We start from the raw sequence: 25,012 nt of genomic DNA on the forward strand, positions 1-25,012 counted from the left end.
ACGATAACGCGTACACGCATGAATGCTCGCGGTGCTTTTGAGTTCTTCGCGAGCAAGCTCGCTCCTACAGTGGTTTTTCCAACTTCTTGAGAAATACGGTCATCTCTTTTTCGGCCTGTTTGTCGCCATGGGCCTGGGCCGCTTCGATGCCCTTCTCCCACGCCAGCCTCGCCGCCGCGCGCTCTTCCAAGCCCAACTGCGCCTTGCCCAACAACTTCCACGCCGCCGAATACTTGGGGTCGAACTCCACGCATTTCTGCAAATGCTCCGCCGCCTTGGCGTTGTCCTTCAGGTCCAAATAACCCTTGCCCAAACCAAAGCGCAGCAGGGAGTTATCCACACCCTTGGCCAGCATTTTTTCCAGGGATTCAAGCATACAAAGGATCCTGTAGGAGCCGGCTTGCCGGCGATAGCGTCATCAGAAAAAACTCAACCCCACGTGGAACAGCTTCTCCACATCGCGGATATGTTTTTTATCCACCAGAAACAGAATCACATGGTCCCCGGTTTCGATCACCGTATCGTCGTGGGCAATGATCACCTCTTCATCACGAATAATCGCGCCAATGGTGGTGCCCGGCGGCAAGCCGATATCGCGGATGGCCTTGCCGATCACTTTGCTCGACTTCGAGTCGCCGTGGGCAATCGCCTCGATGGCTTCCGCCGCGCCCCGGCGCAGGGAGTGCACGCTGACGATATCGCCACGGCGCACGTGGGCCAGCAAGGTGCCGATGGTCGCCAACTGCGGGCTGATGGCGATGTCGATATCGCCGCCCTGGATCAGGTCCACGTAGGCGGGGTTGTTGATGATGGTCATCACTTTTTTCGCGCCCAGCCGCTTGGCCAGCAACGACGACATGATGTTGGCTTCGTCATCGTTGGTCAGGGCCAGGAAGATATCTGCGTCGGCGATGTTCTCTTCCATCAGCAGGTCGCGGTCCGAGGCACTGCCTTGCAGTACGACGGTGCTGTCGAGGGTGTCGGACAAATGCCGGCAACGTGCCGGGCTCATCTCGATGATCTTCACCTGATAGCGGCTTTCGATGGCTTCGGCCAAACGCTCGCCGATCTGCCCACCGCCCGCGATGACGATGCGCTTATAGGTTTCATCGAGGCGGCGCATTTCGCTCATGACTGCACGAATATTCGCTTTGGCGGCGATGAAAAACACTTCGTCGTCGGCCTCGATCACGGTATCGCCCTGGGGCAGTATCGGGCGGTCGCGCCGGAAAATCGCGGCGACGCGGGTTTCCACACTGGGCATGTGCTCACGCAACTGACGCAGTTGCTGGCCCACCAGCGGGCCGCCGTAATAGGCCTTTACCGCGACCAGTTGCGCCTTGCCGCCGGCAAAGTCGATCACCTGCAAGGCGCCCGGAATTTCGATCAGGCGCTTGATGTAATGGGTGACCACTTGTTCCGGGCTGATCAGCACGTCGACGGGAATCGCGTCGTTGTCGAACAGACCTGCGCGGGTCAGGTAGGCCGCCTCGCGCACACGGGCGATCTTGGTCGGGGTGTGGAACAGGGTGTGGGCGACCTGGCAGGCGACCATGTTGGTTTCGTCGCTGTTGGTCACGGCGACGAGCATGTCGGCATCGTCGGCGCCGGCCTGGCGCAGCACGGTTGGAAACGACGCGCGGCCCTGCACCGTGCGGATGTCCAGGCGGTCGCCGAGGTTGCGCAGGCGCTCGGCATCAGTGTCGACCACGGTGATGTCGTTGGCTTCACTGGCCAAATGTTCGGCCAGCGTACCGCCGACCTGCCCTGCCCCAAGGATGATGATTTTCATCCGGTCACTCCCTTAAAACCATTCAGCCGCGCGCGGCGGCGATCTTGATCAGTTTGGCGTAGTAGAAGCCATCGTGTCCGCCCTCTTGCGCGAGCAACTGGCGGCCATGGGGCTGCTTGATGCCGGCCGTGGTGGCAAGGTCCAGCTCTCGGGCGCCGCTGGTGCGGGCGAGGAAGGCTTCGATCACCTCGGTGTTTTCCGTCGGCAAGGTGGAACAGGTGGCGTAGAGCAGGATGCCGCCGACTTCCAGGGTCGACCACATCGCGTCGAGCAGCTCACCTTGCAGCACGGCCAGGGCGGCGATGTCGTCGGGTTGGCGGGTGAGCTTGATGTCCGGGTGGCGGCGGATCACGCCGGTGGCGGAACACGGTGCATCGAGCAGGATGCGCTGGAACGGCTTGCCGTCCCACCAGGTGGCGGTGTCACGGCCGTCGGCAGCGATCAGCTCGGCGCTGAGGCCCAGGCGCGCCAGGTTCTCGCGCACGCGCACCAGACGCTTGGCCTCCAGGTCGACAGCGACGACACCGGCCAGGTCTTTTTCGACTTCCAGGATGTGACACGTCTTACCGCCTGGCGCGCAGCAGGCGTCGAGCACGCGCTGGCCCGGCGCCAGGTCGAGCAGGTCGGCGGCCAGTTGCGCGGCTTCGTCCTGCACGCTGATCCAGCCTTCGGCAAAGCCCGGCAGGCTGCGCACGTCAGTGGCGGCTTCGAGCACGATGCCGTCGACGCTGTACACGCATGGCGTGGCGTTGATGCCGGCCTCGTTGAGCAATTGCAGGTAGGCGTCACGGCTGTGATGACGACGGTTGACCCGCAGGATCATCGGCGGGTGCGCATTGTTCGCCGCGCAAATGGCTTCCCACTGCTCAGGCCAGAACGCCTTCAGGGACTTTTGCAGCCAGCGCGGATGGGCGGTGCGCACCACCGGGTCATGTTCCAGCTCGGCCAGCAGCGCCTCGCTTTCGCGCTGGGCGCGGCGCAGTACGGCGTTGAGCAGGGCCTTGGCCCAGGGTTTTTTCAGCTTGTCGGCGCAACCGACCGTTTCGCCGATTGCGGCGTGGGCGGGCACGCGGGTGTAGAGCAGTTGATAGAGGCCCACCAGCAGCAGCGCCTCGACATCCGCATCGGCCGGCTTGAACGGCTTTTGCAGTAATTTGGTTGCCAGCGCCGACAAGCGTGGCTGCCAGCGTGCTGTGCCAAAGGCCAAATCCTGGGTGAAACCGCGATCACGGTCTTCGACCTTGTCCAGTTGGGTGGGCAACGAACTGTTGAGAGAAGCCTTGCCTTGGAGGACGGCGGCGAGAGCCTTGGCGGCGGCCAGACGTGGGTTCATTGGGCAGCCCCAAGGACGGTGCCCACGGCAAATTTCTCACGACGGCTGTTGAACAAATCGCTGAAATTAAGCGCCTTGCCCCCGGGCAATTGCAGACGAGTCAGGCACAGCGCCTTATCGCCGCAAGCGACCAACAGGCCGTCCTTGCTGGCGCCAATGATCTCACCGGGAGCGCCTTTGCCCTCGGCCAGGGTGGCGGCCAACACTTTCAAGGCTTCGCCGTTGAGGGTGCTGTGGCAGATCGGCCATGGGTTGAAGGCTCGCACCAGGCGCTCCAGCTCCACGGCCGGGCGGCTCCAGTCGATGCGCGCTTCGTCTTTGTTGAGTTTGTGGGCGTAGGTGGCGAGGTTGTCGTCCTGCACTTCGCCTTCCAGGGTGCCGGCGGCCAGGCCGGCGATGGCCTGGATCACAGCAGGTGGGCCCAGCTCGGCAAGGCGGTCGTGCAGGCTGCCTCCGGTGTCTTCGCCGGTGATCGGGGTGGTGACCTTGAGCAGCATGGGGCCGGTGTCCAGGCCGGCTTCCATGCGCATCACGGTCACACCACTTTCGCTGTCACCGGCTTCTACGGCGCGCTGGATTGGCGCCGCACCGCGCCAGCGTGGCAGCAGCGAGGCATGGCTGTTGATGCAGCCCAGGCGTGGGATATCCAGCACCACTTGCGGCAGGATCAAGCCGTAGGCCACCACCACCAGCAGGTCCGGCTTCAGCGCGGCCAGTTCGGCCTGGGCCTCGGCGTTGCGCAGGGTCGGCGGTTGCAGCACGGGAATGTTGTGCGCCAGCGCCAGCTGCTTGACCGGGCTCGGCATCAGTTTTTGTCCACGACCGGCCGGGCGATCCGGCTGGGTGTACACCGCGACGATGTCATAAGGGCTGGCAAGCAGGGCCTTGAGGTGTTCGGCGGCAAATTCAGGCGTGCCGGCAAAAACAATGCGCAGTGGCTCGGTCATGGAAGGTCTCGGTTAAAAGCAGTCACAAAAGAAAAAGGCTTGCCGCAGCAAGCCTTTGGAAGGGGCATCAAGCTTGCTGGCGATGCTTTTTTTCCAGCTTCTTCTTGATCCGGTCGCGCTTGAGCGTGGACAGGTAATCGACAAACAGCTTGCCGTTGAGGTGGTCGCATTCGTGCTGGATGCACACCGCCAGCAGGCCTTCGGCAATCAGCTCAAATGGCTTGCCGTCGCGGTCCAGGGCCTTGATCTTCACGCGCAGCGGGCGTTCGACGTTCTCGTAGAACTCCGGCACGGAGAGGCAGCCTTCCTGGTATTCGCCCATCTCGTCGGTCAGCGGTTCGAACTCCGGGTTGATGTACACCATCGGTTCGCTGCGATCTTCCGACAGGTCCATGACCACGACGCGCTGATGCACGTTGACCTGGGTCGCGGCGAGGCCGATGCCCGGGGCTTCATACATTGTTTCAAACATGTCATCGACCAACTGACGAACCTTGTCGTCCACTACGGCCACCGGTTTGGCGATCGTGCGCAGGCGCGAGTCGGGGAATTCGAGGATGTTCAAAATAGCCATAAGCGTAATTGCTGCACATGTGAGGTAGAGGCAAATCGGCGTTGGGATGGACCCACACGACCGGTGTGAAACCCTTAAAAGCCGCGAAGGCCAGGGCATTTCACGCGAACGCACATAATAAAGGAGATTCACCCCATGAGGAAATCGCTACTCGTCTTGCTGCTGTGGTCCCCGTTTTCCATGGCCCTGCTGCCCCAGCCCATCCAGCGCCTGGAACAACCGACGCAACAGGCTATCCAGCGATTCCTGTTGCATAACCGCATCCTTGATACACCCCAGGACCTGGACAACGCGCCGTATATCGTCGCTGCCGAGGCTGGCCGCGTGCTCGGCGCCAATGGCGAGCGGGTGCATGCGAGGGGCAACCTGGACCCTTCCCAACCCCTTTACGGCATATTCCGAGGCGGCAAGGTCTACACCGACCCGCAGACCCGAGAGCTGCTGGGGATCAACGCCGACGACATTGGCACCGCCCGTTTTGTAACGGCTGGCGACCTCACCACCCTGGCCGTCCAACGTATTACCCAGGAGGTGCGACCCGGTGACCGTCTGTTGCGTGCACAACCTCCGGCCGATCCGGCAGCCTTTGCGGTCTTGCCAACCACGCCCTTTATCGAAGGGCAGATCATCGATATCCCCAAGGGCGTGACCCAGATCGGCGTGCTGGATGCCGTGACCCTGAACAAGGGTCGTCGTGACGGCCTGGTTGAAGGCCAACTGCTCAGCGTGATCAAGACCGGCGCCAAGGTTCGCGACAGCCTGACCGGCGCACCGACCAAACTGCCCGACGAACGCGCGGGCACCCTGCTGGTGTTTCGCACTTACGAAAAACTCAGTTACGGCTTGGTTCTCAATGCCTCACGACCCCTGGCAGTGATGGACCGTTTCGAGACTGCTCATCAAACGCAATAAATAGCCTGCTAAATAAGTTACCAACAGAGTTATCCACAGCTTGTTACGGTCAAGGATGATCAGATGTATCCGACAAACAACCACGAAATATCCCCGTCAGAACTGGAAGCTCGACTACGCTTGCACAGGCTGCCGGAACTGGGTCAGAAACGTTTTCGCTTATTGATCGAGGCCTTCGGCTCTGCCTCAAAAGCCATCAGCGCACCTGCCAGTGCCTGGCGTTCGCTGGGGTTGCCGGCCATCAGCGCTGATGCCCGGCGCAGTCATGAAATCCGCGACGGCGCCAGCGCGGCATTGGCCTGGCTGGCCCGCCCGGCCCAGCATTTGCTGATGTGGGACCAGCCTGACTACCCCGCACTGCTTGCCCAGATCGATGACGCGCCGCCGTTGCTATTCGTCGCCGGTGACCCTGCGATCCTGGAAAAACCGCAACTCGCGATGGTGGGTAGTCGTCGTGCATCGCGTCCCGGCATGGACACGGCGGCAGCGTTTTCACGCAGTCTGGCGAGCGCCGGTTTTGTCATCACCAGTGGCCTTGCGTTAGGCATTGACGGTGCAGCCCATCAGGCGGCATTGGACGTGGGTGGCCAGACAATCGGTGTGCTCGGCACCGGGCTGGAAAATTTTTATCCACAGCGCCACCGACGGCTGGCGGCGGCGATGATTGACCAAGGCAGCGCCGTGGTTTCCGAGTTTCCTCTGGACGCACCGCCCCAGGCGGGCAATTTTCCCCGCCGCAACCGGATCATCAGTGGCCTGTCCCTGGGTGTGTTGGTGGTGGAAGCCAGCATGGCCAGCGGTTCGCTGATCACGGCGAAGCTGGCGGCGGAGCAAGGGCGCGAGGTGTATGCGATCCCGGGTTCCATCCACCATCCCGGTGCAAAGGGATGCCACCAGTTGATCCGTGACGGCGCGGTTCTAGTGGAGACGATCGAGCACATCCTGGAAGGTTTACGTGGCTGGCAGGCATTGTCGCGCCCAGCGCCCATGCCGGTTGTGCATCCGCTGGTGGCGTTGCTGCACGCGGCGCCCCACACCAGCGAAGCCCTGGCGATTGCCAGTGGGCGATCGTTGTCCCAGGTGCTGGCAACCCTTACGGAGCTTGAGCTCGAAGGTCAGGTCATCTGCGAAAGCGGGCGCTGGCTTGCGCGCTGCTAGGTTTTGTAAAGAAGATCGGTAAACTGCGCAGAGCTTTAGTCTGGAGAGTGAACAATGGTCAACCGGTGGCGTGTGCTGGAAACCGCACGAGAAATTCGCGCAGGCGCGGTGATTGCCTATCCAACCGAAGCGGTTTGGGGCTTGGGCTGCGACCCGTGGAACGAAGAAGCAGTGGACCGTTTGCTCGCCATCAAGAACCGTTCGGTGGACAAGGGCCTGATCCTGGTGGCGGACAACATCCGTCAGTTCGACTTTCTGTTCGAAGATTTCCCGCAGGACTGGATCGACCGCATGGCCAGCACCTGGCCAGGGCCGAACACCTGGCTGGTGCCCCATCAGGACTTGTTGCCGGAGTGGGTGACGGGTGTGCACGACACCGTAGCGCTGCGGGTGACTGACCATCCGCTGGTGAGGGATTTGTGCTCGCTGGTAGGGCCGTTGATTTCTACTTCGGCCAACCCACAGGGTCGCCCGGCGGCGCGCACGCGGATTCGCGTGGAGCAATACTTCCGTGGCCAAGTGGACCTGGTATTGGGTGGCGCCCTGGGTGGGCGCAAGAACCCGAGCCTGATTCGCGATCTGGTGACGGGTGAGGTGGTGCGGCCTTCTTGAGACCTCGCCGGCAAGCCGGCTCCTACAGGGATTGTGTGCTTTCTGTAGGAGCCGGCTTGCCGGCGACAGCACCCTGAAGCCTTACGGCAACAGAATGGTCGACCCTGTCGTCCGCCGTCCCGATAACTCCGTCTGCGCTTTCGCCGCCTCCGCCAGCGCATACCGCTGGTTGATATCAATGCGCACCTTGCCGCTCTTGATCATCGAGAACAGGTCATCCGCCATCGCCTGCAGGTTTTGCGGGTTGTTGGCGTAGGTTGCCAACGTCGGGCGGGTGACGTACAGCGAGCCCTTGGCCGACAGGATCCCCAGGTTCACCCCGTCCACCGCGCCTGACGCATTGCCGAAACTCACCACCAGCCCACGCGGCGCTACGCTGTCCAGCGAGGTCAGCCAGGTGTCCTTACCGACGCCGTCGTACACCACTGGCACTTTTTTGCCGTCGGTCAATTCCAGCACGCGCTGTGCGACGTTTTCCTTGCTGTAGTCAATGGTTTCCCAGGCGCCGAGGGATTTGGCCAGGGCGGCTTTTTCCGGCGAGCTGACCGTGCCGATCAACTTAACGCCCAGCGCCTTGGCCCATTGGCAGGCCAGGGAGCCTACGCCGCCGGCCGCAGCGTGGAACAGGATGGTCTCACCGCCTTTCAATTCATAGGTCTGGCGCAGCAGGTACTGCACGGTCAGGCCCTTGAGCATGGCGCCGGCGGCTTGTTCGAAGCTGATGTCGTCCGGCAGATGTACCAGGTTGGCGGCGGGCAACACATGCAGTTGGCTGTAGGCGCCCAGCGGGCCGCTGCCGTAGGCCACGCGGTCACCGACTTTGAATTGAGTGACTTCACTGCCGACCGCGTCGACCACCCCGGCGCCTTCTGCGCCCAACCCCGATGGCAACGCGGGCGGCGCATACAGACCGCTGCGGAAATAGGTGTCGATGAAGTTGAGGCCGATCGCCTCATTACGTACGCGAACCTGCTGCGGGCCGGGATCTGCCGGCGTGTAGTCCACATACTCAAGCACTTCGGGGCCGCCATGGGCGCTGAACTGGATACGTTTTGCCATCTGCCTTCTCCTTGGGTCGAATTCGCATAGCCCCCTATCCCACTCCTAAGCTTGATCTTCGTCAACTGCGGCGCAACCGGGTGCAGTGGTATCCTGTGCGCCCATTTGCCGCCGACGCCCAATGGCCTCGCGTAGCTTTGCCCGATTCAAGGTGATGCCATGACTACCCGCACCGAGGCTGTAAAGGCCTACCTGCTTGACCTGCAAGACCGCATTTGCAGCGCCCTGGAAACCTTTGAGACGGACACTCGCTTTATCGAAGACGCGTGGACCCGGCCTGCGGGCGGCGGCGGTCGCACCCGCGTGATCGAAAACGGTTCGGTGATCGAAAAAGGCGGCGTCAACTTTTCCCACGTGTTTGGCAGCGGTCTGCCACCGTCCGCCAGCGCGCATCGGCCTGAGCTGGCCGGCCGTGGCTTTGAAGCCTTGGGGGTGTCGCTGGTGATCCACCCGCACAACCCACACGTACCGACTTCCCACGCCAACGTGCGCTTTTTCATCGCTGAAAAAGAAGGCGAAGAGCCGGTGTGGTGGTTCGGCGGTGGTTTCGACCTCACGCCTTACTATGGCAACGACGAAGACTGCATCCACTGGCACCGCGTGGCCGAGCAGGCCTGTGCACCGTTCGGTCCAGACGTGTATTCGCGCTACAAAGCCTGGTGCGACAGCTACTTCCACATCAAGCACCGCAACGAACCGCGCGGCATCGGCGGCCTGTTCTTCGATGATCTGAACGAATGGGACTTTGACACCTGCTTCGCCTTCATCCGCGCCATCGGTGACGCCTACATCGACGCCTACTTGCCGATCGTGCAGCGCCGCAAGGCCACCGCCTACACCGAGCAGCAGCGCAAATTCCAGGAATTCCGTCGCGGCCGCTACGTTGAATTCAACCTGGTCTACGACCGTGGCACCCTGTTCGGCCTGCAATCGGGCGGGCGCACCGAGTCGATCCTGATGTCGTTGCCGCCGCAAGTGCGCTGGAGCTACGACTGGAAAGCCGAGGCCGGCAGCGAAGAAGCGCGTCTCACCGACTACTTCCTGCAAGACCGTGACTGGCTGGGCCTGGCCGCGCCCAAGGCGGCTGTCTGATGGACCGCTATGTCGTGTTCGGCAACCCCATCGGCCACAGCAAGTCGCCGCTGATCCATCGCATGTTCGCCGAGCAGACCGGCGAGCAACTGGACTACAGCACCTTGCTGGCGCCCTTGGAGGATTTCACCGGCTGTGCCCGTGAGTTTTTTCAACAAGGCCGTGGTGCGAACGTCACCGTGCCGTTCAAGGAAGAGGCATACCGTTTGGCCAATACCTTGACCGAACGCGCCCAACGCGCGGGCGCGGTGAACACCCTGAGCAAGCTGGCCGACGGCAGCCTATTGGGTGACAACACCGACGGCGCCGGCCTGGTGCGCGACCTCACGGTCAACGCCGGGTTGAGCCTGCAAGGCAAACGCATCCTGTTGTTGGGCGCCGGAGGCGCGGTGCGCGGCGCATTGGAACCGTTGCTGGCCGGACAGCCCGCTTCGCTGATCATCGCCAACCGAACCGTGGAAAAGGCGGAACTACTCGCCGAGTTGTTCGATGATCTTGGCCCGGTGTCCGCCAGTGGTTTCGACTGGCTGCGTGAGCCGGTGGACGTGATCATCAACGCCACTTCCGCCAGCCTGTCAGGCGATGTACCGCCGATTGCCGGCAGCCTGATCGAACCAGGCAAGACGTTTTGCTACGACATGATGTACGCCAAGGAGCCGACCGCGTTCTGCCGCTGGGCCAGCGAACAAGGCGCAGCCGTGGCGATGGATGGCCTGGGCATGTTGGTGGAACAGGCGGCGGAAGCGTTCTTCCTGTGGCGCGGTGTGCGCCCGGAGTCAGCGCCGGTGTTGGCCGAGCTGCGCCGCCAGTTGGCCTGACATCGATCTGGCACGGGCACGGTCATTGTAGGAGCCGGCTTGCCGGCGATTGGCCCTCAAGACGTGTGCTGACCTCGCGGGCGCTATCGCCGGCAAGCCGGGCTCCTACAGGGGTGGGTTCAGTCTTCGAAATGGAGGGGGCACTTGTCGGCCCCCTCCAGCTTCTTAAGTTCTTCAACGACCTGTGCCCGCGCCCGACGCAACGTCAAGCTGCGCCCCAACCCGCGCAAGCGCCGCGCCTCCTGGTGCAGCATCTCCACCCCCGAATAGTCGATAAAGTTGATCTGCTGCGCCTCGATCACCACCCGTTCGCCCTGCAGGCTTTGCAGGCGCACTTGCAGGTAGTGGCTGGCGCCGAAAAAGATCGAACCGCCCACTCGCAGCACATCCTCATCACCATCGCGCCATTGCTGAACCCGTGGCTGCGACGTGCGCTTGAGGTAGAAAAACAGCGACGCCAGCACCCCGGCGTAAATCGCTGTTTGCAGCTCCAGCAGCAAGGTGGCGACGCAGGTCAGGCTCATCACCACGAATTCGGCACGACTGACGCGGAATAAAGCGCGAATACCGCGACGGTCCACCAGCCCCCAACTGATCAGCAAGATGCTCGCTGCCATGCTCGGGATCGGAATATGGGCGATCAATGCCGCGCCAAACAGCGCAAACAGTGCCACCCATAACGCGGAAAACACGCCCGCCAACGGCGAACAGGCACCCGCCTCGTAGCTGAGACCAGAGCGTGTGAACGAACCGGCTGACAAATACCCGGAGAAAAATCCGCCAACGATGTTGGATAAGCCCTGTGCACGCACTTCCTGGTTGGCGTCGAGCAATTGCTGCGAACGCGCCGACAGCGAGCGGGCAATCGACAGGCTGGTCACCAACCCCAGCATGCCCACCGCCACGGCGCTCGGCAGCAGGCGCAGGATCACGTCCAAGTCCATGGGCAACGGGCTGAACGGCGGCAGTTTACCGATGAACGAACTGACCAGCGCCACATGCCCGAACATCGCCGGCCACAGCCACGCCACCAGGCTGCCCAGCGCCAGGGCGATCAACAGGGTCGGCCAGCGCGGTACGAGGTACTTGAGCAGTGCGCCAACCAGCAAGGTACCGAGCCCGAGAGTGAGTGAGGCATGATCCCATTCGCCGCTATGGTGGATCAGTGCCAGCAGGCTATTGATCGCCGTGGCTTGGCTCGGCAAATCCAGCCCCAGCAGATTGGGCAGTTGCCCCAGCGCAATCACCACGGCGGCACCCAGGGTGAAACCGAGCACCACCGAATGGGAGACAAAATTCACCAGCGCGCCAAAACGCAGCATGCCCAGTAGCCACTGGAAAACCCCGGCGAGGAAGGTGAGCAACAGGATCAGGGTGATGTAGTCCTGTGAGCCCGGCACGGCCAGCGGGCTGACGCTGGCGTAGAGCACAATGGAAATCGCCGCCGTGGGGCCGCAGATCAGGTGCCAGGACGAACCCCAGAGGCAGGCGATCAGCACTGGGATGATCGCGGCGTATAGGCCGTATTCGGGTGGGAGACCGGCGATCAGCGCGTAGGCAATTGACTGTGGCAAGGCGAGTACCGCGCCACTGAGGCCTACCATCGCATCCCGGCCAACGCTGGCGCGGGTCTGGCGCGGGAGCCAGGCGAGGAAGGGGAAAAGTGTATGGCGGTTGGGCCGGGGCATCGGGCTGCTCGAAATACTGTAGGAGCTGGCTTGCCAGCGAAGGTGGCTAACGATAACGCGGGTTGTCTGAAAAAACGCGGCGTTTTCGAGTGCTTCGCCGGAGAGCCGGCTCCTACAGGGGGTGATGTTGCATTCAGAGTTTGGCTTTTACGGCCGCCAGCGCATCCTTGCCATCTACGGTCTTCACGCCATCCAGCCACTTATCCAATACCGCCGGGTTGGCCTTGATCCACGCCTTCGCCGCTTCGGCATTGCTGACCTTGTTGTTGGCCACCTCGGCCATGATGCTGTTCTCCATCTCCTGGGTAAAACTCAGGTTGGTCAGCAGTTTTCCTACGTTCGGGCAGGCCTGTGCGTAGCCCTTGCGGGTCAAGGTATACACGCTGCCGGTGTCACCAAAATATTTCTCGCCGCCTTTGAGGTAGTGCATTTTCAACTGCACGTTCATCGGGTGCGGGGTCCAGCCGAGGAAGGTCACGAACTTCTGTTTTTTAACGGCGCGCGACACTTCGGCGAGCATCGCTTGTTCGCTGGACTCCACCAACTTCCACTGGCCGAGCGCGAAGTCGTTTTTCTTGATGATCTCCTGCAACGAAATATTCGCCGGCGCGCCGGAGCCGATGCCGTAGATCTTCTTGTCGAACTTGTCGGCAAATTTGTTCAGGTCGGCAAAGTCATGCACCCCGGCGTCCCACACATAGTCGGGCACGGCGAGGGTGAACTCAGTGCCGTCGAGGTTCTTCGCCAGTTGCACCACGTCGCCATTGGCCACGAACTTGTCATAGAAGCCCTGCTGCGCCGGCATCCAGTTGCCCAGAAACACATCCACCTGGCCGTCCTTGAGCCCGCCAAACGTAATCGGCACCGCCAGGGTGTCGACCTTGGGTTTATAGCCCATGCCCGTCAGGAGGAAACCGGTGATGGCATTGGTGGCCGCAATATCGCTCCAGCCCGGATCGGCCATCTTTACCGTTTCACAACTGGCGTCTGCGTAAACATTGGCGCTTCCCAGCGCCAGGAGCCCCAGCATCACAGTTAATTTTTGCATGGCCTTCCCTCAGTGTTATTGGTTTTGGCAGGGTTGTGGATAACGTGCCTTGCGCTCCAGGTCGTCGAGGTCGATATGGTTGCGCATGTATTGCTGACTGGCGTCCACCAGTGGCTGGTGATCCCAGCTCTTCAGCTTGCCCTGGGTCAGTGCTTCAAACACCAGACGGCGGCGGCGTTGGCTGGCGAGCACCTGTTGGTGGATCGCCGGGATGTCCCATTTGGCCCGCGCCTCGTCCAGGAAGGCTGCAAACAGCGCCTGATGCTGCGGCGACTGGCTGAGGTCTTCCTGCTCCCGAGGGTCGTTGTGTACATCGAACAGTAGACAAGGGTCGTCTTCGCTGTAGATGAATTTGTAGGCGCCACGGCGAATCATCATCAGCGGGCCGATGGTGCCTTCGGCCATGTATTCGCCGAACACTTCGTCGTGCCCGCCCTGCCCTCGCAAGTGCGGGACCAGCGAGCGGCCGTCCAGCGGCAGGCGCGGGTCCAGCTCGCCGCCGGCCAATTCCACCAGGGTCGGCAACAGGTCGGCGGTGGACACGGCTTTGCTGACGCGGCCCGCCGCGAATTGCCCTGGCGCACTGATCAGCAGGGGTACGCGGGCGGCCATTTCAAACCAGTGCATTTTGTACCAGAGGCCACGTTCGCCGAGCATGTCGCCGTGGTCGCCGGAGAAGATGATGAGGGTGCCATCGGCCAGGCCGGTGTCTTCCAGGGTCTGCAGCAGCTTGCCGACATTGCTGTCGATGTAGCTGCACGCGCCGAAATAGGCACGGCGCGCATCACGGATCTTATCCACAGGCAGCGGCTTGTCCCACAGGTCGTAGACCTTGAGCAGGCGCTGGGAATGTGGGTCGAGATCGCTTTGCGCGGGTGTTGCAGGCAACGGGATATCAGCGTCGTCGTACAGGTCCCAGAACGGCTTGGGAATGGTGTAGGGATCGTGGGGGTGAGTCATCGACACGGTCAGGCAGAACGGCTGGTCGCCGTCTTCGCGGATATGGTCGAACAGGTATTGCTGGGCCTTGAACACCACCTCTTCGTCGAAATCCAGCTGGTTGGTACGCACGCACGGCCCGGCTTGCAGCACCGACGACATGTTGTGATACCAAGTGGGGCGCACGTCCGGCTCATCCCAGTTCACCGCCCAGCCATAGTCAGCGGGGTAGATGTCGCTGGTCAGGCGTTCTTCGTAGCCATGCAACTGGTCGGGACCGCAGAAGTGCATCTTGCCCGACAGCGCGGTGCGGTAGCCGAGGCGGCGCAGGTAGTGGGCGTAGGTCGGCACGTCGGCGGGGAAATCGGCGGCGTTGTCGTAGGCACCGATCTTGCTCGGCAGCTGGCCACTCACCAGAGTGAAACGCGACGGCGCGCACAACGGGCTGTTGCAATAGGCGGCATCGAACACCACGCCTTGTGCGGCGAGGCGGCTCAAATTTGGTAGTTTGATAGGCGAAGAACCGTAGAACGGAAGCAACGGCGCGGCCATTTGATCGGCCATGATGAAAAGAATGTTCTTGCGCTTCATGATCTATCGGCATTCCATAGGCGTTGTTTATGCGAAAGAGCATGCAGCCCATGAAAAGTGGGGTAAAGCCCATGAAAAGCAATGTCTAGGATAAGCACAGCTTATGTATGAAGCCCTTGGTGACCTGTCCCTCGATTTGCTGCGTGCTTTCGAAGCCGCCGCACGTCATCGCAGCTTTACCGCCGCTGCGATGGAACTGGGCACCACCCAGCCGGCCATCAGCCAACAGATCAAGCGCCTGGAAGAACAGTTGGCGATCCGCCTGTTTGATCGTATCTACCGGGGGATCGAACTGACCGACGCCGGCGCCCTGCTGTTCGAGCATGTGCAAGGTGGGTTGCAGGGCATCAATCAGGGGCTGAGCCTCATTACCCAACAGGACCAGCATGAAGTGCTGCAAGTCGCCACCGACTTCGCCTTCGCCGCTTATTGGCTGATGCCGCGCCTGCATCGATTTCACCAGGCCAACCCGCAGGTCGATGTCAGCCTGGTGACCAGCGAGCGCAACCACGCCACCTTGCGCAGCGATATCGACGTGGCAGTGTTGTTTGGTGACGGCCGTTTCAAGCAGGGCGACAGCCTGTGGTTGTTCAATGAGGAAGTGTTCCCTGTGTGCAGCCCGCAGTGGCTCAAGGACCAGGCCACGCGATTGACTGTGCAAAATTTGCACGATTTCCCGCTGCTGCACCTGCGCCAGGAAAACAACAGCCAGTGGTTCGACTGGAGCGGTGTGTTTCGCGAACTGGGCATCGCCAGCGCGCCAACGCCTGGCCAACTGCGTTTCGACAACTACACCCTACTCATTCAGGCGGCGATTGCCGGCCAGGGCGTAGCCATCGGCTGGCGGCACCTTGTGGATAACCTGCTGGAGCAGGGCTGGTTGTGCCGGCCGGTCAGCGACACGGTGATCTCGCGCTTTGGCTATTACGTGGTGCAACCCCAGCGCAAACGTCGGGGGCAATTGGTCGAGCGTTTCGTTGACTGGCTGGTGGCGGAGCAAGCCAGCAGCGCACAGTCGCTGACCGGGCTGGCCCTGCCGTCCATTGCGGTCTAGCATCTGGCGCATATTGGATCCGGAGTCCGCCATGCAACGTATCAAGGGCTACCACGCCCATATCTACTTCGACGCGAGCACCATCGAACAGGCGCGCACCTTGTGCGAAGACGCCGCCAAACTCTTCCCACTGCGCATGGGCCGTGTGCACGAACGACCGGTGGGCCCGCACCCGGATTGGAGCTGCCAGTTGGCGTTCGATCCTGAGTACATCGGTGTCGTGTTGCCGTGGTTAGTGATTCATCGCAATGGACTGGTGGTTTTTTTGCACCCCGAAACCGGTGATGACCTGAAGGACCACACTGATTATGCCGTCTGGATGGGGGCGATACGGGAGCTGAACCTGTCAGCCTTTTCTTAAATTTCATCCCTAAATATGGGATTGATATTTATATATTGAGACTTCCGTTCGCGTAGGTTTATATTCGCTGCATCCGCTCAGAACTCAGGTGAAGCGATGCAGGCGCAATTGATCGCGCTCGATTGGGGAACCAGCTCCCTTCGTGCTTATAAACTCGGCCCCGCCGGCGTGGTGCTGGAACAGCGCTCGCTGGGGTGGGGCATCATGCATTTGCCCAGCGAACCCCGGGACATTGCCGGCGTGCGTTGCAGCAACGGTTTCGAGTTGGCGTTCGATGCGGCGTGCGGGGATTGGCTCGACGCCCAGCCCGGGCTACCGGTAATTGCCTGTGGCATGGTCGGCAGCGCCCAGGGCTGGAGCGAAGCGGCCTATCGCAATACCCCGGTCGATGTCGCCAGCCTCGGCCAGGCGCTGCATCAGGTGCACAGCCTGCGCGGCGTGGACGTGCACATCGTGCCGGGCGTGATCGAGCAGGTCGGCTTGCCCAATGTGATGCGTGGCGAAGAAACCCAAGTGCTGGGCGTGCTGCATGGGCTGGGTGCCGATGTGTTGATCGGCCTGCCGGGCAGCCATTCCAAGTGGGTCGAGGTGGTCGAGGGCTGTATCACGCATTTCGATACCTTTATGACCGGCGAGCTGTTTGCGGTGTTGAGCAAACACAGCATCCTTGGACGTACTCAGCTGCCGTCCGAACAATTCCAGGTCGAAGCCTTCGACCGAGGCGTGCACGTGGCGCTTTCCGAAGACGGCCAGCGCGGCGTGCTGTCCACCTTGTTCAGTGCCCGCACCCTGGGGCTCACCGGCGAACTCGCCCCTGACCAACAGCCCGATTACCTGTCCGGCTTGCTTATCGGCCATGAACTCGCCGGTCTGCCCGACAGCGCCAAACACAAGCCGATCATCCTGGTCGGCGCCGCGCCCCTTTGCGCCCGCTATCAACGCGCCCTCGCCCTCTGCGGCTTTGCCCACGTCAGCCTGGCGCAGGAAGCCACCGAGCGCGGCCTGTGGCAACTGGCCTTAGCGGCCGGGCTCACTCAACCTGTACTGGAGGCCTGACATGCTCAAGCAAGCACTCGCGCAAAACGGTTTGATCGCCATCCTGCGCGGCATTCGCCCAGACGAAGCCCAGGCTGTCGGCCAGGTGCTGTACCAGGCAGGGTTTCGGGTGATCGAAGTCCCGCTGAATTCGCCTGATCCCTACACCAGTATCCGCACCCTGCGCGACAGTTTGCCCGCCGATTGCCTGATCGGTGCTGGCACGGTGTTGACGCCGGAGCAGGTCGAGCACGTGAAGGCTGCTGGTGGCCAGGTGATCGTTATGCCCCACAGCGATGCCAAGGTGTTGCGTGCCGCCAAAGCCGCGGGCCTGTTTCTGTCCCCGGGCGTGGCCACGCCCACCGAAGCCTTCGCCGCACTGGCCGAAGGTGCTGACGTGTTGAAGCTGTTCCCCGCCGAGCAAATGGGCCCTTCGGTGATCAAGGCGTGGCTGGCGGTATTGCCGGCCGGCACCTTGCTGCTGCCGGTGGGTGGCATTACCCCGGACAACATGCAGGTGTTCATCGACGCCGGCGCCAAAGGTTTCGGGCTGGGTTCCGGGTTGTTCAAACCGGGTATGACCGTGGATCAGGTAGCGAGTCGCGCCCAGGCTTATGTCGCCGCCTGGAAAGCCCTGAACTGAATCAAGTTTCGCGCCCACAGGCGCCGCATCTATAAGAGAGATAACAGATGAAAATAACCAAACTGACGACCTTTATCGTCCCTCCGCGCTGGTGCTTCCTCAAGGTCGAGACCGACCAGGGCGTGACCGGCTGGGGTGAGCCCGTGGTCGAAGGCCGCGCTCACACCGTGGCGGCTGCCGTTGAAGAACTGTCCGACTACCTGATCGGCAAAGACCCACGCAATATCGAAGACATCTGGACCGTGCTCTATCGCGGCGGCTTTTATCGCGGCGGCGCCGTGCACATGAGCGCCCTCGCCGGCATCGACCAGGCGTTGTGGGACATCAAGGGCAAGGCCCTCGGTGTTTCCGTCAGCGACTTGCTCGGTGGCCAGGTGCGCGACAAGATCCGCGTGTACTCATGGATCGGCGGCGACCGCCCCGCAGACACCGCCCGCGCCGCCAAAGAGGCCGTGGCCCGTGGCTTCACGGCGGTAAAAATGAACGGCACCGAAGAGCTGCAGTTCGTCGACAGCTTCGAAAAGGTCGACCTGGCCCTGGCCAACGTCGCCGCCGTGCGTGATGCGGTCGGCCCCAACGTCGGCATCGGCGTCGACTTCCATGGCCGCGTGCACAAGCCCATGGCCAAGGTGCTGATGAAGGAACTCGACCCATACAAACTGATGTTCATCGAAGAGCCGGTGCTCAGCGAGAACTACGAAGCGCTAAAAGAGCTGGCCCCGCTGACCAGCACGCCGATTGCCCTGGGCGAGCGCCTGTTCTCGCGTTGGGATTTCAAGCGTGTGCTCAGCGAGGGCTACGTCGACATCATCCAGCCGGATGCGTCCCATGCCGGTGGCATCACCGAAACCCGCAAGATCGCCAACATGGCCGAAGCCTACGACGTGGCCCTGGCCCTGCACTGCCCGCTGGGCCCGATTGCCCTGGCGGCGTGCCTGCAACTGGACGCGGTCTGCTACAACGCGTTTATCCAGGAACAAAGCCTGGGCATTCACTACAACGAGAGCAATGACCTGCTCGATTACGTGCGCGATCCGGGCGTGTTCGACTATGACCAAGGCTTTGTGAAGATCCCCAACGGACCGGGCCTGGGCATCGAGATCAATGAGGAATACGTGATCGAACGCGCGGCCATCGGCCACCGCTGGCGTAATCCGATCTGGCGGCATGCCGACGGCAGCTTCGCCGAGTGGTAAGCACCGCTTATCTGTAGGAGCCGGCTCGGCGATTGCGGTGGATCAGCCACTGCCGGTGTCGACTGGCGCGCCGCCATCGCCGGCAAGCCGGCTCCTACAAGTTGGTCCATACCTCAATAAGCATAAGAAGAGGCAACCCCCATGCACCCTGAATCCTTCACCGGGCAGGCTTCTTTAGTCACGCCTACCAGAAAGCGTTTCTTCATCATGGTGCTGCTGTTTATCACCGTGGTGATCAACTACCTCGACCGCAGCAACCTGTCCATCGCCGCCCCGGCCCTGACCAGTGAACTGGGGATCGACCCGGTGCACGTCGGGCTGATTTTCTCTGCGTTCGGCTGGACCTACGCCGCCATGCAGATTCCCGGCGGTTGGCTGGTGGACCGCGTGCCGCCGCGTATTCTCTACACGGCGGCGCTGCTGTTGTGGTCCATCGCCACCGTCATGCTCGGCTTCGCGGCCAGCTTTATCGCGCTGTTTGTGTTGCGCATGGCGGTAGGGGCTTTAGAGGCCCCGGCCTATCCGATCAACAGCCGCGTAGTCACCACCTGGTTCCCTGAGCGCGAGCGCGCCACGGCGATTGGCGTCTATACCTCTGGGCAGTTTGTCGGGTTGGCATTCCTGACGCCGGTACTGGCCTGGCTGCAGCATGCATTTGGCTGGCACATGGTGTTTGTCGCGACCGGTGGCGTGGGGATTCTGTGGGCAGTTATCTGGTACGCGGTGTACCGCGAACCGAAAGACTTCAAAGGCGCCAACGCCGCTGAAATCGACCTGATCCGTGAAGGTGGCGGCTTGGTTGATATGCAGGAAAAAGCTGCCAAGGCGCCGTTCAGTTGGGTCGACCTGGGCATCGTGTTGAGCAAGCGCAAGCTGTGGGGCATTTACCTGGGGCAGTTCTGCCTCAACTCCACGTTGTGGTTCTTCCTGACATGGTTCCCGACCTACCTGGTGAAATACCGCGGCATGGACTTCATCAAGTCCGGCCTGCTGGCGTCATTACCATTCCTCGCGGCGTTTGTCGGCGTGCTGTGTTCCGGGATCTTTTCCGATTGGCTGATTCGTCGTGGCGCGTCGGTGGGCTTTGCCCGCAAGTTGCCGATCATCGGCGGGCTGCTGATTTCCACGGCGATCATCGGCGCCAACTACGTGGACTCGACGGCGTGGGTGATTGCGTTCCTGGCGGTGGCGTTCTTTGGTAATGGGTTGGCGTCGATTACCTGGTCGCTGGTGTCGACCCTGGCACCGGCCCGCCTGTTGGGGCTGACCGGTGGGGTGTTCAACTTCATCGGCAACCTGTCGGCGATTGCCACGCCGATCGTGATTGGTTTTCTCGCCAGTGGCGATTCGTTTGCACCGGCGATTACCTATATCGCGGTGCTGGCGTTGCTCGGGGCGCTGTCCTACGTGTTGCTCGTAGGCAAAGTCGAACGCATCGAACTCAAATAACCACTGCCCTGTAGGAGCCGGGTTTCAGTTGAGGACGCCGTCGAGGATCTCGTAGACGATGCCCGTACCCACGGCGATCAACACCACATCCGGCCCCGAACGGCGCCATTCATAACCGGGATACACCGGCAGGCGTGCCAGGGCGCGGTTATCGAGGCGTTCGCCGTAGTAGCCGCGGGGCAGCGGCTGGCCACGCACCAGGCGCACATTCGGCGGTGGCGGTGCGCCACGGGCGAACTGGCCGTGGTTGTCGTGGATGATCTGGCGGACCGGGCCGAAATCCTGGGGCGGGCCGCCGCGACGGTTGTCCTGCGGGCCGCGATGGTCGTCGCCGCGTTGTTCGTGCTGGCCCTGCGGGCCGCCACGATCAGGGCCGCCTTGGTCATAAGGCGCGGCCTGCACCAGGGCGCTGGCGCCAAGCACCAGCACGCCAAGGCCTGCAATCACGGATTTAGGCATTTTCATCGGGTATTCCTCAGGGCACACAAGCAAAAAAGGGATTTCGAACGAGGTTCGAAATCCCTTGGTCTTGCTGTTTAGGCCGTGCCCGAGCGGGTTGATTCCTCTGTATCAGGAACTTTACCTACTGCTTACGGGGCCCTTACTTACGCGCGTTACGAACGCCTTCCGACAATGCCGCACACAGGCTCAACACGCCGTCGATGGCTTGCTGGTCATTCTTGGCATTGGCGATATGGTCGATCAGTGCCGAACCTACGACGACACCGTCAGCCAGGCGGGCGATGGCTGCCGCTTGTTCCGGGGTGCGGATACCAAAACCGATGCTGATCGGCAGGTCGGTATGGCGACGCAGGCGGGTCACGGCTTCTTCGACGTGCTCCAGGGTCGCAGCGCCAGCACCGGTCACACCGGCCACCGACACGTAGTACACGAAACCGGAACTGCCATTCAGAACTGTCGGCAAGCGCACATCGTCAGTGGTCGGCGTGGTCAGGCGGATGAAGTCGATGCCAGCGGCCTGGGCCGGGTCGCACAGCTCGCCGTTATGCTCGGGCGGCATGTCGACCACGATCAGGCCGTCCACGCCGGCTTCCTTGGCGTCGGCGATGAACTGCGGCACGCCGTATTTGTGGATCGGGTTGAAGTAGCCCATCAACACCAGCGGCGTGTCGTTGTTGTCCTGGCGGAACTCGCGGACCATCTGCAGGGTTTTCAGCAGGTTCTGCTTGGCTTCCAGCGCGCGAATGTTGGCCAGCTGGATCGCCGGGCCGTCGGCCATCGGATCGGTGAACGGCATGCCCAACTCGATCACGTCGGCGCCGGCGGCCGGCAAGCCCTTGAGGATCGCCAGCGAGGTGTCATAGCCAGGGTCGCCGGCCGTGACGAAGGTCACCAGGGCAGCGCGGTTTTGTTCTTTAAGCTGTGCGAAGCGGGTTTGCAGGCGGCTCATCAGTGTTTCTCCTGCTTGGCGGTTTCCATATGGTGCATCACGGTCTGCATGTCTTTGTCGCCACGGCCGGACAGGTTGACCACCATCAGGTGATCCTTCGGCAGGGTCGGTGCGCGTTTGAACACTTCGGCCAGGGCGTGGGCGCTTTCCAGGGCAGGAATGATCCCTTCCAGGCGGCAGCATTTGTGGAAGGCGTCGAGGGCTTCGTCGTCGGTCACCGAGGTGTACTGGACGCGACCGATGTCGTGCAACCAGGCGTGTTCCGGGCCGATGCCAGGGTAATCCAGGCCTGCGGAGATGGAGTGTGCGTCGATGATCTGGCCGTCCTCATCCTGCAGCAGGAACGTACGGTTGCCGTGCAGTACGCCGGGTACGCCACCGTTGAGGCTGGCGGCGTGCTTGCCGGTCTCGATGCCGTGGCCGGCCGCTTCAACGCCGATGATCTCGACGCTGGTGTCGTCCAGGAACGGGTGGAACAGGCCCATGGCGTTGGAGCCACCGCCGATGCACGCCACCAGGCTGTCCGGCAGGCGACCTTCCTGGGCTTGCAACTGGTCGCGGGTTTCCTTGCCGATCACGGCCTGGAAGTCGCGCACCATTGCAGGGTACGGGTGCGGGCCGGCCACGGTGCCGATCAGGTAGAAGGTGCTGTCGACGTTGGTCACCCAGTCACGCAGGGCTTCGTTCATCGCGTCTTTCAGGGTGCCGGTGCCGGCAACCACCGGGATCACTTCCGCGCCCAGCAGCTTCATACGGAACACGTTGGCTTGCTGGCGCTCGATGTCAGTGGTGCCCATGTAGATCACGCATTGCAGGCCGAAGCGCGCAGCCACGGTGGCAGTGGCCACGCCGTGCATGCCGGCGCCGGTCTCGGCGATGATGCGTTTCTTACCCATGCGCCGAGCCAGCAGGATCTGGCCGATGCAGTTGTTGATCTTGTGCGCGCCGGTGTGGTTCAGCTCTTCACGCTTGAGGTAGATCTTGGCGCCGCCGCAGAATTCGGTCAGGCGCTCGGCGAAGTACAGCGGGCTTGGGCGTCCGACGTAGTCGCGCTGGAAGTAGGCAAGTTCTTCATTGAAAGCCGGATCGATCTTGGCCGCTTCGTATTCGCGGGCCAGGTCGAGGATCAACGGCATCAGGGTTTCAGCGACGTAACGGCCGCCGAACGCGCCAAACAGGCCGTTGGCGTCTGGGCCGTTGCGTAGATCGGTCTGGGACTGAGTCATGGGACGCTCCAGGAAAGAAGGGTGTGGGAAGCAATGAGGGTCACTCTACCCCTGACGTTCTATGCTGAAAACCGATAAGATCGCCGCAACCTGTCAGGAAAACTCACAGATGAGCCGAGACCTTCCGCCCCTCAATGCCCTGCGTGCCTTTGAAGCGACTGCGCGATTGAACAGCGTCAGTCAGGCAGCCGAGCAATTGCATGTGACCCACGGCGCCGTCAGCCGGCAGCTGAAGGTGCTGGAGGAGCATTTGGGTATCAGCTTGTTCGTCAAGGAAGGTCGCGGCCTTAAACTCACAGATGCAGGCGTCCGGCTACGGGATGCCAGCGCGGAGGCATTCGAGCGCCTGAGGGATGTGTGTGCCGAGCTGACCCAGGCCAGCGCCGATGCACCTTTTGTACTCGGCTGTTCGGGCAGCCTGCTCGCGCGCTGGTTGATCCCGCGCCTGGGCCGCTTGAACGCCGACTTGCCGGACCTGCGCTTGCACCTGTCGGCGGGCGATGGGGATCTGGACCCGCGCCGCCCAGGCCTGGATGCGTTGTTGGTGTTCGCTGAACCGCCATGGCCGGTGGATATGCAGGTGTATGAGCTGGCCAGTGAACGCATCGGCCCGGTGATGAGCCCGCGCTTTGCCGGCTATGAACACTTGCGCAATGCGCCCGCCGAGGCCTTGTGTGGTGAAAAGCTGTTGCACACCACGTCACGCCCGCAAGCTTGGCCCAGTTGGGCAGCGCAGCACGGCATCGAGCCCGGCGCGTTGAAACACGGCCAGGGGTTTGAACATTTGTATTATTTACTGGAGGCGGCAGTGGCAGGATTGGGCGTGGCGATCGCGCCTCAGCCGCTGGTGGCTGAAGACTTGCGCGCGGGTCGCCTAGTGGCGCCCTGGGGGTTCAGCGAAACCCCGGCGCACCTGGCGCTGTGGCTGCCAAAGCGCGCCGCAGACGGGCGCGCCGGGCAACTGGCGCAGTGGCTCAAGGCTGAGCTATTGCGCGAACCGGTTTAATCGCCGCGTTTGCACAGCAGATAAGCCGCGAGCAGGCCCAGTGCACCGACGGCAACGCCGGCTGTGGTCCATGGGTGCTCTTGTGCGTAGTCCCGGGTTGCAACACCGGTTTCGCGGATTTTGACTTTGCTTTCTTCGTAGGCGTCGCTGATCAGGTGGCGGGAATGCTTGAGGGCATTCTCAGCATTGCTTTTCAGGGCCTTCAAGGTTTTGCGCGACTCGTCGGATGCATCGTCCTTGAGACTTTCCAAAGACTTGAGCAGGCTCGAAATCTCGGCTTCCATGCTTTCCAGCGACGCTTTGCGTAAAGAAGTGTTGGCCATGTGGACTCTCCTGAAGTGATTGAGTGGCGTGTGTAGATACCGACTACGGCCGTTTCAGAAAGTGCAGTAAATCTGAACTTTCGGGTACGAACAGTCGCCAGAAGCAGTACGAACATTGACTGCTACGCTTGCTTAACGACCCTTAGGAGAACTGCCATGAGTGATCATCACACTTACAAGAAAGTCGAACTGGTGGGCTCGTCCACCTCCAGCATTGAAGACGCCATCAACAATGCGCTGGCCGAGGCCAATAAAAGCATCAAGCATCTGGAATGGTTCGAGGTGACTGAAACCCGTGGTCACATCAAGGACGGCAAGGCTGCGCACTTTCAGGTCACCCTAAAGGTGGGGTTCCGAATTGCCAGTAGTTGATCGCGTCGGTTGAACTTGCTGACTGGCCGATTGCCATAACCTGCGCTACAACCAATGGGTGCCGATGCCACAAGCGTCGGCACGCTCTTTTAGATCAGCGCAAGGAAAGTAACGGATGAAGAAGTTCCTGTTAGCGGTAGGTTTGTTGAGCATTGCCGGCACAGCCCTGGCGGCGGGCAAGCCTTGTGAAGAGCTGAAAAGCGAAATTGCAGCGAAAATCGACGCCAAGGGCGCTTCGGGTTATTCGCTGGAAGTGGTGGATAAAGGCGCTGCGCCGAGCGATCACACCGTGGTCGGCACCTGCGAGGGTGGCACCAAGGAAATTGCCTACAAGCGCGGTTAACCCCGTGTTGCAGACATAAAAAACCGACGC

At 61.8% G+C, this 25,012-nt stretch carries 27 protein-coding genes; 14 read left to right on the forward strand and 13 right to left on the reverse strand.

The window, feature by feature from the left end; genetic code table 11:
* Positions 1-64 precede the first annotated feature (64 nt).
* From RB216_RS00070 to def, 5 genes are all read right to left on the reverse strand, one after another.
* A complete protein-coding gene (locus RB216_RS00070; protein WP_308908169.1) occupies positions 65-376 on the reverse strand; it encodes a tetratricopeptide repeat protein in 312 nt (103 codons plus the stop codon).
* Positions 377-418: 42 nt separating this feature from the next.
* Positions 419-1,792: a Trk system potassium transporter TrkA gene (gene trkA / locus RB216_RS00075; RefSeq protein WP_028618599.1), complete on the reverse strand. Its 1,374-nt coding sequence runs from the start codon at positions 1,790-1,792 to the stop codon at positions 419-421.
* A gap of 22 nt (positions 1,793-1,814) precedes the next feature.
* Positions 1,815-3,125: a 16S rRNA (cytosine(967)-C(5))-methyltransferase RsmB gene (gene rsmB, locus RB216_RS00080; protein WP_308908170.1), complete on the reverse strand. Its 1,311-nt coding sequence runs from the start codon at positions 3,123-3,125 to the stop codon at positions 1,815-1,817.
* Positions 3,122-4,072: a methionyl-tRNA formyltransferase gene (gene fmt, locus RB216_RS00085; RefSeq protein ID WP_028618601.1), complete on the reverse strand. Its 951-nt coding sequence runs from the start codon at positions 4,070-4,072 to the stop codon at positions 3,122-3,124. The genes rsmB and fmt overlap by 4 nt, the downstream gene beginning before the upstream one ends.
* A gap of 67 nt (positions 4,073-4,139) precedes the next feature.
* The gene (def, locus tag RB216_RS00090) at positions 4,140-4,646 is read right to left on the reverse strand and encodes a peptide deformylase (RefSeq protein WP_016978734.1); all 507 of its coding nucleotides are present in this window, start codon (positions 4,644-4,646) and stop codon (positions 4,140-4,142) included.
* Positions 4,647-4,781: 135 nt separating this feature from the next.
* On the opposite strand from def, the gene RB216_RS00095 reads away from it, so the two are divergent.
* The 3 genes from RB216_RS00095 to tsaC all read left to right on the forward strand — a co-directional run bounded on the left by RB216_RS00095 (position 4,782) and on the right by tsaC (position 7,328).
* Entirely contained in the window at positions 4,782-5,558 is a 777-nt protein-coding gene (locus RB216_RS00095; protein WP_122555062.1) for a peptidoglycan-binding protein, read from the forward strand.
* A gap of 63 nt (positions 5,559-5,621) precedes the next feature.
* On the forward strand, positions 5,622-6,716 hold the full coding sequence (gene dprA, locus RB216_RS00100; RefSeq protein WP_068937319.1) for a DNA-processing protein DprA: 1,095 nt from the start codon (positions 5,622-5,624) through the stop codon (positions 6,714-6,716).
* 54 nt (positions 6,717-6,770) lie between these two features.
* Positions 6,771-7,328 carry an L-threonylcarbamoyladenylate synthase type 1 TsaC gene (gene tsaC, locus RB216_RS00105; RefSeq protein ID WP_003170728.1) on the forward strand — a complete coding sequence of 186 codons (558 nt, stop codon included), beginning with the start codon at positions 6,771-6,773 and terminating at the stop codon, positions 7,326-7,328.
* Between the two features lie 81 nt (positions 7,329-7,409).
* Here the strand turns inward: tsaC and RB216_RS00110 are convergent, their stop codons facing one another.
* The gene (locus tag RB216_RS00110) at positions 7,410-8,387 is read right to left on the reverse strand and encodes an NADPH:quinone reductase (RefSeq protein WP_068937320.1); all 978 of its coding nucleotides are present in this window, start codon (positions 8,385-8,387) and stop codon (positions 7,410-7,412) included.
* A gap of 159 nt (positions 8,388-8,546) precedes the next feature.
* On the opposite strand from RB216_RS00110, the gene hemF reads away from it, so the two are divergent.
* Together hemF and aroE are read left to right on the forward strand one after the other, a co-directional pair.
* Positions 8,547-9,479, forward strand: a complete 933-nt coding sequence (gene hemF / locus RB216_RS00115) for an oxygen-dependent coproporphyrinogen oxidase (protein ID WP_028618605.1) — start codon at positions 8,547-8,549, stop codon at positions 9,477-9,479.
* On the forward strand, positions 9,479-10,297 hold the full coding sequence (aroE, locus tag RB216_RS00120) for a shikimate dehydrogenase (RefSeq protein WP_308908171.1): 819 nt from the start codon (positions 9,479-9,481) through the stop codon (positions 10,295-10,297). The genes hemF and aroE overlap by 1 nt, the downstream gene beginning before the upstream one ends.
* Before the next feature lie 119 nt (positions 10,298-10,416).
* Here aroE and RB216_RS00125 read toward each other — a convergent pair whose 3' ends face one another.
* The 3 genes from RB216_RS00125 to betC form a co-directional block, all read right to left on the reverse strand.
* The gene (locus RB216_RS00125) at positions 10,417-11,985 is read right to left on the reverse strand and encodes a SulP family inorganic anion transporter (protein WP_028618607.1); all 1,569 of its coding nucleotides are present in this window, start codon (positions 11,983-11,985) and stop codon (positions 10,417-10,419) included.
* A gap of 133 nt (positions 11,986-12,118) precedes the next feature.
* Positions 12,119-13,033, reverse strand: coding sequence for a choline ABC transporter substrate-binding protein (choX, locus tag RB216_RS00130; RefSeq protein ID WP_028618608.1), 915 nt, complete (start codon positions 13,031-13,033; stop codon positions 12,119-12,121).
* 15 nt (positions 13,034-13,048) lie between these two features.
* Positions 13,049-14,563 carry a choline-sulfatase gene (gene betC / locus RB216_RS00135; RefSeq protein WP_308908172.1) on the reverse strand — a complete coding sequence of 505 codons (1,515 nt, stop codon included), beginning with the start codon at positions 14,561-14,563 and terminating at the stop codon, positions 13,049-13,051.
* 103 nt (positions 14,564-14,666) lie between these two features.
* On the opposite strand from betC, the gene RB216_RS00140 reads away from it, so the two are divergent.
* The 6 genes from RB216_RS00140 to RB216_RS00165 all read left to right on the forward strand — a co-directional run bounded on the left by RB216_RS00140 (position 14,667) and on the right by RB216_RS00165 (position 20,301).
* Positions 14,667-15,617 carry a choline sulfate utilization transcriptional regulator gene (locus tag RB216_RS00140; protein WP_028618610.1) on the forward strand — a complete coding sequence of 317 codons (951 nt, stop codon included), beginning with the start codon at positions 14,667-14,669 and terminating at the stop codon, positions 15,615-15,617.
* A 31-nt stretch (positions 15,618-15,648) separates the two neighbouring features.
* Positions 15,649-15,978: a DOPA 4,5-dioxygenase family protein gene (locus RB216_RS00145; RefSeq protein WP_308908173.1), complete on the forward strand. Its 330-nt coding sequence runs from the start codon at positions 15,649-15,651 to the stop codon at positions 15,976-15,978.
* Positions 15,979-16,074: 96 nt separating this feature from the next.
* Positions 16,075-17,034, forward strand: coding sequence for a 2-dehydro-3-deoxygalactonokinase (locus tag RB216_RS00150; protein WP_068937324.1), 960 nt, complete (start codon positions 16,075-16,077; stop codon positions 17,032-17,034).
* A gap of 1 nt (position 17,035) precedes the next feature.
* Complete coding sequence (locus tag RB216_RS00155; protein WP_028618613.1) at positions 17,036-17,656, forward strand: 2-dehydro-3-deoxy-6-phosphogalactonate aldolase; 621 nt, start codon at positions 17,036-17,038, stop codon at positions 17,654-17,656.
* A gap of 47 nt (positions 17,657-17,703) precedes the next feature.
* Positions 17,704-18,852: a galactonate dehydratase gene (gene dgoD / locus RB216_RS00160; RefSeq protein ID WP_003170741.1), complete on the forward strand. Its 1,149-nt coding sequence runs from the start codon at positions 17,704-17,706 to the stop codon at positions 18,850-18,852.
* Positions 18,853-18,993: 141 nt separating this feature from the next.
* Positions 18,994-20,301 carry an MFS transporter gene (locus tag RB216_RS00165; protein WP_028618614.1) on the forward strand — a complete coding sequence of 436 codons (1,308 nt, stop codon included), beginning with the start codon at positions 18,994-18,996 and terminating at the stop codon, positions 20,299-20,301.
* Between the two features lie 24 nt (positions 20,302-20,325).
* On the opposite strand, the gene RB216_RS00170 is transcribed toward RB216_RS00165, so the two are convergent.
* From RB216_RS00170 to trpB, 3 genes are all read right to left on the reverse strand, one after another.
* On the reverse strand, positions 20,326-20,766 hold the full coding sequence (locus RB216_RS00170) for an anti-virulence regulator CigR family protein (protein ID WP_028618615.1): 441 nt from the start codon (positions 20,764-20,766) through the stop codon (positions 20,326-20,328).
* Positions 20,767-20,902: 136 nt separating this feature from the next.
* Positions 20,903-21,712: a tryptophan synthase subunit alpha gene (gene trpA / locus RB216_RS00175; RefSeq protein WP_028618616.1), complete on the reverse strand. Its 810-nt coding sequence runs from the start codon at positions 21,710-21,712 to the stop codon at positions 20,903-20,905.
* Positions 21,712-22,938 (reverse strand): tryptophan synthase subunit beta, encoded by a 1,227-nt coding sequence (gene trpB / locus RB216_RS00180; protein ID WP_028618617.1) that lies wholly within the window; start codon positions 22,936-22,938, stop codon positions 21,712-21,714. Before trpB ends, trpA begins: the two co-directional genes overlap by 1 nt.
* Before the next feature lie 109 nt (positions 22,939-23,047).
* Between trpB and RB216_RS00185 the strand changes: the two genes are divergently transcribed.
* Positions 23,048-23,944 (forward strand): LysR family transcriptional regulator, encoded by an 897-nt coding sequence (locus RB216_RS00185; protein ID WP_305383330.1) that lies wholly within the window; start codon positions 23,048-23,050, stop codon positions 23,942-23,944.
* Here the strand turns inward: RB216_RS00185 and RB216_RS00190 are convergent.
* Positions 23,941-24,267 carry an ElaB/YgaM/YqjD family protein gene (locus RB216_RS00190; protein WP_003170746.1) on the reverse strand — a complete coding sequence of 109 codons (327 nt, stop codon included), beginning with the start codon at positions 24,265-24,267 and terminating at the stop codon, positions 23,941-23,943. The genes RB216_RS00185 and RB216_RS00190 overlap by 4 nt on opposite strands.
* Positions 24,268-24,423: 156 nt before the next feature.
* On the opposite strand from RB216_RS00190, the gene RB216_RS00195 reads away from it, so the two are divergent.
* A complete protein-coding gene (locus tag RB216_RS00195; RefSeq protein ID WP_007953919.1) occupies positions 24,424-24,639 on the forward strand; it encodes a dodecin in 216 nt (71 codons plus the stop codon).
* Between the two features lie 115 nt (positions 24,640-24,754).
* Positions 24,755-24,982, forward strand: a complete 228-nt coding sequence (locus RB216_RS00200; protein ID WP_028618619.1) for a DUF1161 domain-containing protein — start codon at positions 24,755-24,757, stop codon at positions 24,980-24,982.
* Positions 24,983-25,012 lie beyond the last annotated feature (30 nt).

It is taken from the genome of Pseudomonas canadensis (assembly GCF_030980095.1).
Classification (GTDB): Bacteria; Pseudomonadota; Gammaproteobacteria; order Pseudomonadales; family Pseudomonadaceae; genus Aquipseudomonas; species Aquipseudomonas canadensis.

What these genes read in the sequence shown, in the direction of transcription:
- RB216_RS00140 (WP_028618610.1), top strand. Translation starts at nt 14,667, where the DNA reads ATGTATGAAGCCCTTGGTGACCTGTCCCTCGATTTGCTGCGTGCTTTC.
- RB216_RS00145 (WP_308908173.1), top strand. Translation starts at nt 15,649, where the DNA reads ATGCAACGTATCAAGGGCTACCACGCCCATATCTACTTCGACGCGAGC.
- RB216_RS00200 (WP_028618619.1), top strand. Translation starts at nt 24,755, where the DNA reads ATGAAGAAGTTCCTGTTAGCGGTAGGTTTGTTGAGCATTGCCGGCACA.
- trpB (WP_028618617.1), bottom strand. Translation starts at nt 22,938, where the DNA reads ATGACTCAGTCCCAGACCGATCTACGCAACGGCCCAGACGCCAACGGC.
- def (WP_016978734.1), bottom strand. Translation starts at nt 4,646, where the DNA reads ATGGCTATTTTGAACATCCTCGAATTCCCCGACTCGCGCCTGCGCACG.
- rsmB (WP_308908170.1), bottom strand. Translation starts at nt 3,125, where the DNA reads ATGAACCCACGTCTGGCCGCCGCCAAGGCTCTCGCCGCCGTCCTCCAA.
- dgoD (WP_003170741.1), top strand. Translation starts at nt 17,704, where the DNA reads ATGAAAATAACCAAACTGACGACCTTTATCGTCCCTCCGCGCTGGTGC.
- RB216_RS00070 (WP_308908169.1), bottom strand. Translation starts at nt 376, where the DNA reads ATGCTTGAATCCCTGGAAAAAATGCTGGCCAAGGGTGTGGATAACTCC.
- RB216_RS00110 (WP_068937320.1), bottom strand. Translation starts at nt 8,387, where the DNA reads ATGGCAAAACGTATCCAGTTCAGCGCCCATGGCGGCCCCGAAGTGCTT.
- choX (WP_028618608.1), bottom strand. Translation starts at nt 13,033, where the DNA reads ATGCAAAAATTAACTGTGATGCTGGGGCTCCTGGCGCTGGGAAGCGCC.
- RB216_RS00185 (WP_305383330.1), top strand. Translation starts at nt 23,048, where the DNA reads ATGAGCCGAGACCTTCCGCCCCTCAATGCCCTGCGTGCCTTTGAAGCG.
- RB216_RS00095 (WP_122555062.1), top strand. Translation starts at nt 4,782, where the DNA reads ATGAGGAAATCGCTACTCGTCTTGCTGCTGTGGTCCCCGTTTTCCATG.
- aroE (WP_308908171.1), top strand. Translation starts at nt 9,479, where the DNA reads ATGGACCGCTATGTCGTGTTCGGCAACCCCATCGGCCACAGCAAGTCG.
- betC (WP_308908172.1), bottom strand. Translation starts at nt 14,563, where the DNA reads ATGAAGCGCAAGAACATTCTTTTCATCATGGCCGATCAAATGGCCGCG.
- dprA (WP_068937319.1), top strand. Translation starts at nt 5,622, where the DNA reads ATGTATCCGACAAACAACCACGAAATATCCCCGTCAGAACTGGAAGCT.
- RB216_RS00155 (WP_028618613.1), top strand. Translation starts at nt 17,036, where the DNA reads ATGCTCAAGCAAGCACTCGCGCAAAACGGTTTGATCGCCATCCTGCGC.
- RB216_RS00170 (WP_028618615.1), bottom strand. Translation starts at nt 20,766, where the DNA reads ATGAAAATGCCTAAATCCGTGATTGCAGGCCTTGGCGTGCTGGTGCTT.
- trpA (WP_028618616.1), bottom strand. Translation starts at nt 21,712, where the DNA reads ATGAGCCGCCTGCAAACCCGCTTCGCACAGCTTAAAGAACAAAACCGC.
- trkA (WP_028618599.1), bottom strand. Translation starts at nt 1,792, where the DNA reads ATGAAAATCATCATCCTTGGGGCAGGGCAGGTCGGCGGTACGCTGGCC.
- tsaC (WP_003170728.1), top strand. Translation starts at nt 6,771, where the DNA reads ATGGTCAACCGGTGGCGTGTGCTGGAAACCGCACGAGAAATTCGCGCA.
- RB216_RS00150 (WP_068937324.1), top strand. Translation starts at nt 16,075, where the DNA reads ATGCAGGCGCAATTGATCGCGCTCGATTGGGGAACCAGCTCCCTTCGT.
- RB216_RS00195 (WP_007953919.1), top strand. Translation starts at nt 24,424, where the DNA reads ATGAGTGATCATCACACTTACAAGAAAGTCGAACTGGTGGGCTCGTCC.
- RB216_RS00190 (WP_003170746.1), bottom strand. Translation starts at nt 24,267, where the DNA reads ATGGCCAACACTTCTTTACGCAAAGCGTCGCTGGAAAGCATGGAAGCC.
- fmt (WP_028618601.1), bottom strand. Translation starts at nt 4,072, where the DNA reads ATGACCGAGCCACTGCGCATTGTTTTTGCCGGCACGCCTGAATTTGCC.
- hemF (WP_028618605.1), top strand. Translation starts at nt 8,547, where the DNA reads ATGACTACCCGCACCGAGGCTGTAAAGGCCTACCTGCTTGACCTGCAA.
- RB216_RS00125 (WP_028618607.1), bottom strand. Translation starts at nt 11,985, where the DNA reads ATGCCCCGGCCCAACCGCCATACACTTTTCCCCTTCCTCGCCTGGCTC.
- RB216_RS00165 (WP_028618614.1), top strand. Translation starts at nt 18,994, where the DNA reads ATGCACCCTGAATCCTTCACCGGGCAGGCTTCTTTAGTCACGCCTACC.